At 46.9% G+C, this 12,056-nt stretch carries 11 protein-coding genes and 1 pseudogene; 7 read left to right on the top strand and 5 right to left on the bottom strand.

Annotated elements, in window-relative coordinates; translation table 11 throughout:
- The first annotated feature begins 268 nt into the window (after positions 1 to 268).
- A complete protein-coding gene (locus G9U52_RS24560) occupies positions 269 to 904 on the top strand; it encodes a LysE family transporter (protein WP_166153294.1) in 636 nt (211 codons plus the stop codon).
- A 54-nt stretch (positions 905 to 958) separates the two neighbouring features.
- On the opposite strand, the gene map is transcribed toward G9U52_RS24560, so the two are convergent.
- The 4 genes and pseudogenes from map to G9U52_RS24540 all read right to left on the bottom strand — a co-directional run bounded on the left by map (position 959) and on the right by G9U52_RS24540 (position 4,901).
- The gene (map, locus tag G9U52_RS24555; protein WP_166153293.1) at positions 959 to 1,705 is read right to left on the bottom strand and encodes a type I methionyl aminopeptidase; all 747 of its coding nucleotides are present in this window, start codon (positions 1,703 to 1,705) and stop codon (positions 959 to 961) included.
- A gap of 261 nt (positions 1,706 to 1,966) precedes the next feature.
- A complete protein-coding gene (locus G9U52_RS24550; RefSeq protein ID WP_166153292.1) occupies positions 1,967 to 3,433 on the bottom strand; it encodes a phosphodiester glycosidase family protein in 1,467 nt (488 codons plus the stop codon).
- Between the two features lie 162 nt (positions 3,434 to 3,595).
- Positions 3,596 to 4,093: pseudogene (locus G9U52_RS24545) on the bottom strand (dihydrofolate reductase); the annotation flags it as partial.
- Between the two features lie 13 nt (positions 4,094 to 4,106).
- Positions 4,107 to 4,901, bottom strand: coding sequence for a thymidylate synthase (locus G9U52_RS24540; RefSeq protein WP_166153290.1), 795 nt, complete (start codon positions 4,899 to 4,901; stop codon positions 4,107 to 4,109).
- Between the two features lie 146 nt (positions 4,902 to 5,047).
- On the opposite strand from G9U52_RS24540, the gene G9U52_RS24535 reads away from it, so the two are divergent.
- Genes G9U52_RS24535 through hisD form a run of 5 tightly spaced genes read left to right on the top strand, consistent with a single transcriptional unit; the run spans position 5,048 to position 10,087 of the window.
- Positions 5,048 to 6,394 (top strand): spore germination protein, encoded by a 1,347-nt coding sequence (locus G9U52_RS24535; RefSeq protein ID WP_166153289.1) that lies wholly within the window; start codon positions 5,048 to 5,050, stop codon positions 6,392 to 6,394.
- Positions 6,391 to 7,524, top strand: coding sequence for a GerAB/ArcD/ProY family transporter (locus G9U52_RS24530; RefSeq protein ID WP_166153288.1), 1,134 nt, complete (start codon positions 6,391 to 6,393; stop codon positions 7,522 to 7,524). Before G9U52_RS24535 ends, G9U52_RS24530 begins: the two co-directional genes overlap by 4 nt.
- A complete protein-coding gene (locus tag G9U52_RS24525; protein ID WP_166153287.1) occupies positions 7,505 to 8,614 on the top strand; it encodes a Ger(x)C family spore germination protein in 1,110 nt (369 codons plus the stop codon). The genes G9U52_RS24530 and G9U52_RS24525 overlap by 20 nt, the downstream gene beginning before the upstream one ends.
- Positions 8,611 to 8,781, top strand: a complete 171-nt coding sequence (locus tag G9U52_RS39360; RefSeq protein ID WP_207953176.1) for a hypothetical protein — start codon at positions 8,611 to 8,613, stop codon at positions 8,779 to 8,781. Before G9U52_RS24525 ends, G9U52_RS39360 begins: the two co-directional genes overlap by 4 nt.
- 31 nt (positions 8,782 to 8,812) lie before the next feature.
- Positions 8,813 to 10,087: a histidinol dehydrogenase gene (gene hisD, locus G9U52_RS24520; RefSeq protein ID WP_166153286.1), complete on the top strand. Its 1,275-nt coding sequence runs from the start codon at positions 8,813 to 8,815 to the stop codon at positions 10,085 to 10,087.
- Between the two features lie 117 nt (positions 10,088 to 10,204).
- Here the strand turns inward: hisD and G9U52_RS24515 are convergent, their stop codons facing one another.
- The gene (locus G9U52_RS24515; protein WP_166153285.1) at positions 10,205 to 11,008 is read right to left on the bottom strand and encodes an aldo/keto reductase; all 804 of its coding nucleotides are present in this window, start codon (positions 11,006 to 11,008) and stop codon (positions 10,205 to 10,207) included.
- A gap of 199 nt (positions 11,009 to 11,207) precedes the next feature.
- On the opposite strand from G9U52_RS24515, the gene G9U52_RS24510 reads away from it, so the two are divergent.
- Entirely contained in the window at positions 11,208 to 12,008 is an 801-nt protein-coding gene (locus G9U52_RS24510) for a Cof-type HAD-IIB family hydrolase (protein WP_166153284.1), read from the top strand.
- Positions 12,009 to 12,056: the final 48 nt, after the last annotated feature.

Genomic DNA, 12,056 nt, shown 5'->3' with positions numbered 1-12,056 from the left:
CGGCCCCGCTGTCTGAAGGCTTATCTGTAACAGACGTTATGAGCAAATAGCGTCTTCTGTGTCCGCTATTCTTACTCGTCAACAAAATCGGAGTCCCAGCCTCATCCAAGGCAGGGACTCTTTTTGCGCTTGCAGTTATACAGGGCAATTAGTACGAATAGGATGAACAAGAAGGAATGGAACAAGCCTATTGGGTAACGATGGGTCATAGCTAGCTAACGGTCATAACGATGGGTCATTCGTGAGGCGAAACGGGAGGGAGGGCCAGATGAGCTCTGTGCTTGGTTTTTTTGTTTTGGGACTATCGTTGGCAGCACCCATTGGCCCAGTTAATGCGGCACAATTGGACAAGGGGATCAAGAAGGGCTTTTTGCAGGCTTGGTTATTGGGAATGGGCGCTATGATCGCCGATGCCGTATTTTTAATATTGATTTATTTGGGCGTTGTCCATTTTCTGACTACACCTTTTATGAAAACGTTTCTGTGGTTATTCGGCAGTTTTATTCTGTTCTATTCGGGAACGGAAAGCTTGCTTGGTGCATTCAAGCTCCACACGACAGCTACGAGATCCAGAAGCGAGGATCATGCCCTCGCCTCCTTTACCTCGGGCTTCCTGTTAGCCATTTCAAGCCCCTTGACTATTCTTTTTTGGCTCGGTATTTACGGCTCGGTATTGGTGGAAAGCGTAACCACCTCCAGCACAGCCCACCTGATGTTAAATACCGCGGCGCTTTTTGCCGGGATTCTACTATGGGACATCATTATGGCTGGGTTGGCCAGCACATTCAGGGCTTATTTAACTCCCCGCTCGCTATCCGTCATCTCCATTGTATCCGGCTTGTCGCTTCTTGGATTTGGCTTCTATTTTGGCAAGGAGGCGTTTGAGGCTTTATTCCTTCTATAAGTAAAAAGCGGGCAAACACCCATCTTTAGGTGTTTGCCCGCTTTTTCATAGCTATTACAGCTGGGTAAGAATCAAGGGTCCGTCACTGGTTATGGCAATCGTATGCTCATATTGAGCGGACAATCCCCCATCCAAGGTTCTCGCCGTCCATCCATCTCCATCCAGCTTGGTTTGGTAGGCATGCTCGTTAATCATCGGCTCGATCGTAATGACCATGCCTTCTGTGAAGCGGATCCCCCTATTAGGCAATCCATAGTGGGGAACCTGGGGCTCTTCATGCATATCCTGTCCGATGCCGTGGCCGACAAAATCGCGTACAGCCGAGAAGCCCTCAGACTCAACATACGATTGAATCGCATAACCTATATCGCCCATACGGTTACCAATCTTGGCTTGCGCAATGCCGCGCATCAAGCTCTCCTCGGTTACCCTCAGTAGCTTATCGGCTACCTCGGAAACCGTGCCTACTCGATAGCTCCAGGCGGAGTCCGCTAACCAACCGTTTAAATTGACGACCATATCAATCGTTACAATATCTCCATTTAGCAACGGCTCTTTTTTCGGAAAGCCATGGCAAATTACATCATTAACCGATGCACAGGTTGCATATTGATAGCCATTAAACCCTTTTTGTTCAGGTGTGGCACCATGCTCTTGCAGAAATTTCTCGACAAACAGATCAATTTCCCAGCTGGTTATACCAGGGCGGATCATTTTGGCAATTTCTTGGTGACAAAGCGCTAGTATCGTTCCCGCTTCTTTCATTTGTGCAATTTCTGATTTGCTTTTCACAATTATCATTGTTCCACCCCATCATATCCTTGTTCTTGCTGTCTCTTGGAATAAACTAATCGTAGCATATAATTTTGTCCACAATCAAGCCAAAGTTCCTGGCATCTGTAAAAACCGTTCTTAATACTAGCTACAAACAGCAGCCAGACAAGGAGAATAACGGAATGCAAATCGGCAGCAACCTGATCGCGCATTGTGGCGCTAGATGGTGGTTACGGAAAAAAGAAGAACCTTCACATCCACTATGGAAGCGGACAGGAAGGTTATAGTTTATTTCAATTCCAGCGTCGCGCGATAAAGCCCCGAATCCCAACCAACCGTAGCTCCTAATGTTTCCGCTACAAACCGCAACGGAATGTAGATATGCCCGTCTATAATAACAGGCGATTGGTCGAGCTGTACAGGCTTGCCGTTGACCTTTGCTTCCAGCATATCAGGTCGAAGCTCCAGCTCGGTTGTACCACGTTTGGCGGTCAGTACCCGCTCCTGCTCATTCCACTTAAAGTCCGCATGAATTCGTTCGAAGATGCCGCGAAAGGGCACCATCGTCACATCCTGCTGGATAAAACCCCGGTATTCATGGACGAAGCCTCCATTCACCGTTACTTGCACCTGCGGTGCGTCAAACCGTTTCACGACCAAGGCATTGCTCAGCAGCCGTCCAGGTGGCCGTTTCATCGCCCCCTCCACATACAGGGCTGAGCTAGCTCCCCCATCCATATTCATTGCTTCGCTCAAGCCGAGCTCCACTAGTGCATACGCCATATCTTCAACCGTTGCGGCGGATAACGTTCCAAGCACAAGCCTGCCGCTACCATCGACGCCAACAAAGCTGCGGGCGTTGGCTGCGCTCGTAATTTTTGGGTCATCGAACCCATCCCGCGCAAAGTCAATATCAACCTGCCCATTGCTCAGGAGCTTCGGACCCACGCCAATCGCAGTTTCCCATGCCTGCGCCAGCGTTTCCGTAGCCGAGCTGCTGCCGTCTACCATAAGTGCTTCCACCTCCACCTCATCGCCTTCATGTAGATGAGGAAGCAAATTGCGGTCATTGTTGGTGGAATGCCCTACATAAATGACATAGCCATTCTCCGGCACAGCAGCCGCTTCTTCCGTCATGCTGGTGATCCGTCCGCCGTCAATGACGACCTTCACTCCGCCCTGCCGATCAATCTGCTCGGCATAATGATGCGTGTAAGCAACCACCTCGTCCAGGTCCGTATCGCCATAGTAGGTGTTGGTTCCCCATGGCGTTACCGTATAAACACTTTGGTTGTGCTTGACCTTGAATGCCAGCTGGGTCTCCAGCCGATGGACCAGCACGGACTTATCGGTTCTAATACCTAGCGATACGTTATCTCCCGAGCGTACAAATCCGCCCGATTCTACGATAAGGCCGTTAGGATGCCGCAGGCTTTCGTCCTGCTCGTACGCATCGAAGAACGTCCCGTTCACCGCAGCTACCGCGCTGCTTCGCTCAACCATATCTGCGAAGCTTTCCACGTGGCCGGTACCCCCTGCCGCTGTGACTGGCATAACCCGAAGATACGGATCCAACAGATCGATCGCTGTCCATTGAACCGTAAAGCTTTTGCCGTTGGCCTGGACGGTGGCCATGTCAAAGGTAACCGAATCACTGGCCGCTGCCACCGGAGCACTCTCCCAAGACAGCCCCAGCATGATGGCAGCTACCACGGCCATGCCAACAGCAATCCGCTTTATTCGTAGCTTACCCATCCGTTCAGCTCCATTTCTCTGTTTTGCCTTTGTACCTGTTCGCTCACAAGCCATTCACTCCACGATTTGCTTACTCATGATCTGCTCACTCTGGGTCTCCTCACCCATGATGGGATCTAGAGTGATAAGCCCGTCAACAATGTGCTCCTCAGCTACTCGAACCCGCTCATAGATCACATAATCGTGGTCATACGCATTTTTCTCGTCCTTCACTCCAGCTTCCCGCGCAACCTCCCGCCAATCCATTTCGAGTATAGCCGGGAAATACGTATCGACCTCAAACGTATGGGCGATCTCCGTCACATACATCCGGTCCGCATACGGCATAAACCTGCGAAAGACATCCACACCGCCGATGACGAACAGCTCCTTGCCTTCCCAGCTCCCGCCGCTGCCAAAGCGCTCCAACGCCTCCTCCACAGAGTGGACGATATCGCAGCCTTCCGCGGAGAAGCTCTCATCCCTCGTCATAATAACATTATGCCGTTTTGGTAAAGGCTTGCGCCCCAGCGAATCGAACGTTTTGCGCCCCATTAGTATCGTGTGCTCCAGTGTCATTCTTTTGAAATAAGCAAAATCCGCCGGCAAATACCAAGGCATCCTATTATCCTTGCCAAAACCTCTAGCTTCGTCCATAGCAAAAATAAATGATATTGTCATCAGGAAGCTCCTTTCATATCGCGATCTCTGCTTTAATACCGGGATGGCTTTGGTAACCTATGAATTCAAAATCTTCAAAAGTATAGTCAAGAATGGATGCGGGCTTTTGGTTAATCTGTAAGCGGGGCAATGGCATGGGCTCTCTTGTAAGCTGCAGCCTGACCTGCTCCAGATGGTTTAAGTAAATATGCACGTCGCCGCCGGTCCATATTAAATCGCCTACCTCCAAATCACATTGCTGGGCAACCATATGAGTCAACAGTGCATACGATGCCAGGTTGAAGGGCAGCCCCAGGAAGGTGTCGATCGAGCGCATTTGGAACATGCAGGACAACCGGCCCTCCGCTACATAAAACTGAAAGGCATAGTGGCAAGGCGGTAAAGCCATTGTATCAATCTCCGCTACATTCCATGCGCTAACCAAATGTCTGCGGGAATCGGGGTTCGTACGGATTTGCTGGATCAGGTTTGTAATCTGGTCGATCGTTTGTCCATTTGGCGCCAGCCAAGTACGCCATTGCGAGCCGTAGACCCGACCCAAATTGCCTTCCTCGTCTGCCCATTCATTCCATATCCTCACACCATTTTCACGTAAATACGTAATATTGGTGCTGCCGCTCAGAAACCATAGCAGCTCATGAACAATCGATTTAATATGAAGCTTCTTCGTTGTTAACAAAGGGAAACCTTGCTGTAGATCGAATCGTAATTGTCTGCCAAACACAGAGATCGTTCCTGTTCCGGTTCTATCCTCTTTACGCACGCCATGCTCTATAACATCCTGTAGTAAATCCAAATAAGCCTTCATTTTTTCCTCCAATGGCCGATACTCATCCTGCCACAATCATTTAAGCTGCAGCATGGTATTTTGGGTTAATTATAACAGAGACAAGCCAAATTCGGAAAGCTGGGAATCCAAGAATATTTACGAACCCATAAGGAAAATATAAACATATGGACATTAACGAAAAATCCCTTTTGATTTCCCAACAACTGCAAAGCACCTTCTCCAAAACGGTTGATTTTGTGCATCAAGAATTATATAACCCTTCTAAAAATGGCTATTTGATGTACATGACCAACCTATGCGATCCTGAGATTATTAAAACGCAAATCATCGCCCCTTTTTACCAAATAGAACAGCTTAACGAGTACACCGATTTTCTGAGTTCCTTTTCGGCTTGTACGCAATTTCATACGGTGGACGACGCTATACAAGCGATTTGGGACGGTAAGGTCGTTATCTTTCTAGGGCATGAGCTTTTGGTATACCATGCCAAAAAATTCGAAGGCACCCAAATATTCGAATCCAGTATAGAGCCGACCATTCTAGGACCCAACGACTCCTTAACCGGGAGCCTGGAAACCAATATCCGTATGATCCGCCAACGGTATTTGAAGGATACGTTCCAGTCGGAGTATAAGCAATTGGCAGGGCATAATAAGCTTTCTGTGACTCTTGCATTTGACCTGGAGGCAGTCGACACCGCGATATTAAATGAATTGAGAAAAAAGCTCCAGCAAATGGACATCCAGCGGATCGACCAAATGCAACAACTGCTTACCACACAGAAAGGAGCTATTTTCCCTACGGTACTTATGACAGGTAGACCCGATCGCATCGTCAAAAATATGCAGGAGGGAAGGATTGTTGTCCTCGTAGAAGGGTCATCGCTTGCCTATATTTTACCTACGATCTTTTTGGATTTTTTTCACTCCATGGATGAATTCTATCACTTACGGATCATTGGCAATTTCTTGTTGGCGATTCGACTTATCGCGCTTGCTCTGGCATTATTCCTGCCGGGAGCCTTTATTGTGGTGACTTCCTTTATCCCCGAATTTTTCCGAGTCGAGCTGGCACTCTCTATTGCAGGCAGCCGTTTAATGATACCCTATCCCGCATTTGTTGAAATGTTTTTTCTACTATTCATGATCGAGCTGCTTACAGAAGCAAGCATTCGATTACCTAAAGCTGTCGGCTCCGCCGGAACAACGGTGGGAGGGCTTATTCTAGGGCAAGCCGCTATTGAAGCCGGTATTGTGAGCAATACGGTCGTTATCATCGTAGCGGCTGTCGCTCTTTCCAATTTCGTTATACCTATACAAAATATGTCCTACGGCGTTCGGATTATGAAGTATGTTTTTCTGATGCTTTCTCTTTTGTTTGGATTGCTTGGACTCCTTATAGGATTTATCGGACTTGTTTTTTATATAACTAATTTACCGAACTACGGTGTCCCTTTTTTACAGCTATTCACACATACCAAGGGCACGGGAGAAAGAAGCGGATTGCAATGAGTCGATATTATTACCAGCTCATCTTTATTAATACCATATCGAACAGTATCATCTTCTTGCCCAAGATGCTGATTCAAGATCGATTTGATGGCGCTGCGATGTCGATTGTATGGGCCATTCCTTTTGGGACTCTGCTGCTCTATCTGTTTACGAAATCGCTTATGAAATTTGAGAGCCTCTCCATGCCCGAAATATTGAAAAATCATTTCCCTCGCTGGCTCCAGCTACTCATTATGTGCACGTATGCTCCTCTGTGGTACGTTTCCGGTATCAGCCTGCTTTCTCCCGCAGTGGATATTAGCAAATTATTAATAAATCCAGAGATGCCGCTTTTTTTGGTACTCGTATTACTCATAGGACTCACCACCTTTGTCATCCGTTATCAAGCAAGAACGATACTTTTTGGATTGGAAATATTTTCTGTTGGGATTCTGGGTGGGATGCTCTTTATTTACATACGCTCTTTAACCAATTTGGATTTCAACTGGGATTCGGTGATGGAGGTTGGTATGCATTCTTTAAGCTTACCCTCCTTATTTTCTTTTGCTGCGGCCACTTATTCGTTCACCGGTTACTTAGACATGGTCTCGTTTAATCAAGCCTTTACCCATAGGATCAAAATTAAATATTTTTGGCTGATCCCTGTATCCATGCTAATCATCACTATTTTATCCTTTATTATCCCCATTGGACTTCTCGGAGCAGAAGCAGTGGGCAAATATCAATACCCATTAATTACCGCAACAGATTCACTTAGCTTAGAAACAGGTATAATTGAACGCGTTTTTATTATTTTTCTAGTTATGTATATGCTCATCAACATCATTAACATTATCGTACACTGGAAAGTGTCGCTTGATCTGATAACTGGATTATGGCAGCACCAATTTGGAAAAGCTCACATTCCAATTTGGCCGATCCTTCTTATTTTTGCCGGAATTCCGTTCTTCCTAAAATTTATTTTTAATGATTATGAATTGTTTTTTGTCGGCAAGTACTGGATTACGCTTCGTATCGTTTTTGAAGTCTTATTAGTTGGGATCTATATGATTGCGGCCCGTCGCAAGGATACCCTGGCATCCAACCTAATAGCAAAGGAGTCACAGAGCATTGAGCACCCTCAAATATAGTCTAATTCTGTTTGTATTTCTCGGTATGCTTCTGCTCTGCGGATGCGAATTCCAAGACATTGATAAACGTTATTTCGTTATGTCTATTGGGATTGATAGCGTTCCCGATAAGGAAAAGCTTATATCCGTTTCATTAAAGCTGGCGATTCCATCACCGAATTCCAAACAGAAACAGGATGAATTTGAAGTTAGTAGTGCGGAAGGCAGCACCATATCTGAGGCGATTGAAAAAATTAAAACGAAAGTAAGCATGGAATTAGAATTTGGGCAAACGAAGGTCATTATATTGGGGGAGGAGCTTGCCAAAAAAGACTTGTTTCCCACCGTAGATTGGTTAGCACGGAATAGGGCTATTCAAAAAATTGCCTTGGTAGCCATCGGTAAACCCAATGCAAAAGCCATATTGGATATTCGCCCCAAATCAGCGCGCCTTCCTGGCTACAATTTATACTTATCATTAAGTAAAAGCGGAACCGAAAGCAATTTTATTACCCAAGTTAGGTTATTCGACTTTTACCGCAAAATATATGAGAAAGGTTGGGATCCCGTTCTTCCAATCGTTACGCTCCAGGGTAATGGCTTTGATATTAATCAAACAGCTGTTTTCGCAAAAAAAAATATCTTGCATACGAGCCTTGTACTTAATCCCAAAAATACAGAAATCAACAATATGATCAGCAAAAATCAGCCTCATATCGTCTTTCCCATTCAACGTGAGGATTTGAATTTCTCAGTTGATCTCCTAAGTACAAGATCTAGATATTCCATAAAGAACGTAAGTGCAAAACCAGCTACGCTCCATATTACCATCAGTGGGAACGGAAACATTATAGAATCAAAAAGTCCCTTGGAGAACAAGGAATTACGTCGTTATGAAAAACTTGCACAAGAAGTTATAAAGGAAAGGATCGAGTCCTATTTGCAAGTTATCCAAAAAGCGAATATGGACCCTGTTGGCTTTGGGCTAAAGTACCGTTCCACAAGCTGGCGCAATGATACGAAATGGGAGGACTGGAGCCAAGCCTATCCAACGATACCTGCTCTTGTAGAAGTGAAGTTGCAGCTCAAAAATACGGAAATGATCCAATGAACTTATTTCAAGATCCGATTATCATCCCAAGGCATTGGAGGAAGCGTCCTTTATTGACGGAGCCAATCCTTGGCGCCTTGCCCATTCTGCTGGTATTCTGCTGGTATACCCGTTTCCGCAAAAATATTTTGTCAAAGGGCATGGTTTTAGGTTCAGTCAAAGTATAATTACATATATGAACATAAGGGGTGAAATTAGATGGCAATCTATTATAAAACGGGCAAAAATCAAGAAGAAATTCGGCAGGCTCAGGAACAGGTCTCGGAAACGGTAAGCCGTATTATTGCAGATGTGGAGCTACATGGAGACCGTGCTATACAAGAGTGGTCTGACAAATTGGATCATTGGTCCCCTGCAAGCTTTAAGCTTTCACAGGAGCATTTACAGGAAATTGTCCAAAGCGTGCCTGAGGCTGTAATTAATGACATTAAATTTGCTCAAGCCCAGGTAAGACGATTTGCTGAAGCGCAAAGATCAGCGCTGAAGGATATCGAAGTCGAAACAATTCCCGGTGTCATTCTCGGACACAAAAACATTCCGGTTAGTCGCGTTGGCTGCTATATTCCCGGCGGTCGATACCCTATGGTCGCATCTGCCCATATGAGTATTGTAACAGCGAAGGTGGCCGGCGTAACGAGTATTGCAGCGTGTACGCCTCCCATAAACGGTGAAATACCGGCAGCGACAATCTGCGCTATGGTACTGGCCGGAGCCGACGAAATTTACCTGCTGGGTGGCGTGCAGGCTTTAGCAGCTATGGCGCTTGGAACGGAGACGATTAAGCCAGTGGATATGCTGGTTGGTCCAGGTAATGCCTATGTGGCCGAGGCCAAGAGACAGCTGTTTGGGCGTGTGGGTATTGACCTGTTAGCCGGGCCTACGGAAACACTGATTATAGCGGATGAGACCGCAGATGCCGAAATGATTGCTTGCGATATTCTTGGGCAAGCAGAGCATGGGCCTACTTCTCCAGGCGCATTAATAACAACCTCCCAACGATTAGCAGATGAAACCATCAAGGAAATCGAGCGCCAATTGAAAACTCTCCCCACAGCGGATATTGCTTCCGTCGCGTGGCGTGACAATGGGATCATTATTATTGTGGAGAATGAAGCTGAGGCCGTTGTTGAAGCGGATAAGCTTGCTTTCGAGCATGTGGAGGTCTTAACTCAGAATCCTGATTATTTCCTCGACAGATTACGTAATTATGGCGCCCTTTTCTTGGGTCCGCAAACCAATGTCGCATATGGAGATAAGGTAATCGGCACGAATCATACACTGCCAACCAAAGGAGCAGCTCGTTATACGGGCGGTTTATGGGTAGGGAAATTCTTAAAAACATGCACCTATCAGAGGTGCACAGATGAGGCAAGTGTCGTTGTCGGACAATATGCTGCCCGTTTATGTGAATTGGAAAACTTTATGGGACACCGTGAGCAAGCTTTGCTGCGTGTAAGGCGTTATAGCAAGTAGTTTCTTCTATCTATGAATTTGTTTTCAACTTGTTGCACAGTAACCCCCTATTTATCTCCTGCAGATACATGGGGGGTTACTGTGCAACATTTGCCTACTACCTTAGGGGGTACTCTTCTATTTACCGCCGAGGCGCTCTACCCAGCCTTCTACTTGTAAAGCTTCCTCGTCGCTTAAAGCTCCACGTTGCACCGTAGCCAGGTTGGTCGCCACCCATTCACTTTTGCGCATCGACACAATGACGAGGTCAACCAGCTCGCTGCCCACCGCCCAGCGCAGAAGGATATCGGCCACCTTCGCCTTGTCCTCGCCAATCTCATCCAGCTTCCAGCCGCGGACGAATGGGGATAAAGCTATAACCTCGTAGCCTCTGGCCTTGGCGTCTATGAAGATAGCCTCCGCTTCCCGAGTAAACGCGTTATAAGGTGCCAGTACGCAAGAAATGGGAGCGCTCGCATCCAACTGCAAAAGATCGTCACCCTTCACCATACCTAGCGCCACACGTTTGATTTTGCCGCTCGCCAGCCACTGCCTCACAAGCTCAAACTCCTGCAGCAGCCGTTCCTTATTATCATGCCTATGGATCACCAACGTATCAATCCTGTTCGTGCTAAGCTCCTCCAGCATGATATCAATATGGTGCGCTTCATATCTTGTGGAGCTGACCAAAATATCCGTCTGACCCGCATGCTGGAAAAAATTCCAGGCAATAATATGCGCCTCATCGCGCCTTCCAAGCTCTTGGAGGACGCGTCCCAGCGCTACCCGCTCCTGATAAAAGGTCGTATCTATGACATGAATGCCATTGTCCAAGCAGGCGGCAACAATTTGGCACTGCTCCTCGAAGGAGGCCTCGGGGTCATTGCCCAATGCTTCAATAAATGAATGCCCGCCCAAACCCAGCTTTTGTTGATTGCTCATCGTTAATCTTCCTCTCTCTATCGATTGATCAAGCTATTCTTTAGTATACACGTTACTAGGCAATGGAAGCATCACTTTAACCGGCAGTCTGCTCATAAAAGCCGCTGCGGCTGATTGCGGCTACTCAAGATATAGTGCCTTCACCCAATCTCATGTATAATAGGAGCCGTAAACAGACTAACGGGAGTAGGTATAAACGATGTACAAAATGCTGGCAATCGATATTGACGACACATTAATCAATGATAAAAAGGAAATTACCGAAGGCACCAAGCAAGCTTTGGAGCAAGCGTTGGCGCAAGGTGTCACCGTGACATTGGCGACAGGCCGCATGTATGCTTCTGCCAAGCAAATGGCTACCCAATTAGGGTTAAACGTACCGCTTATTACTTATCAAGGCTCGCTCGTGAAAAATTCCGTAGATGGCGAAACGCTCTATGAGCGTTCCGTGCCCTCCGAGGCGGCGCACCATATTTTTGAATACTGCGAGCTTCATGGCCTGCATCTGCAAACGTACTTGAACGATATATTATATGTGCAGGAGGATAATGAGAAAAGCCGAAATTACGCGGCGCTTTCCAAAATCCCTTTCACTGTATATCCCGAGTTCCGCGAGCTTGCCGATAAACCGTCCACCAAGCTGCTCATCATCGATGATCCCGGCAAGCTGGATGAGGTTGCAGTCGAGCTACGCGACCAAATCGGCCATCTTGTCCACATTACGAAATCGAAGCCGCATTTTCTGGAAATCGTTAACCGTGAAGGCACGAAGGGCCATGCCATCCGCTTTTTGGCGGAGCGTTTCGGCTATGACATGTCGGAGGTGATCGCGATTGGCGACAGCTGGAATGACCATGAAATGCTGGAGGCCGCGGGTTTTGGTGTCGCTATGGGCAATGCGGTCGAATCACTCAAGGAAATTGCTGACTATGTAACCTTGAGCAACAACGAGGATGGCGTGAAGCATGTGGTGGAGAAATTCGTGCTACAGAAGATCTAATGTGCTTCTTCTATTCAAAGAGCGGGGTAGCTGCTGCAGCAGCCCCGG

This window comes from Paenibacillus agricola (assembly GCF_011440305.1).
Classification (GTDB): Bacteria; Bacillota; Bacilli; order Paenibacillales; family NBRC-103111; genus Paenibacillus_S; species Paenibacillus_S agricola.
The sequence above is the reverse complement of the archived record's forward strand: the minus strand, read 5'-3'. Positions and strand labels throughout refer to the sequence as shown.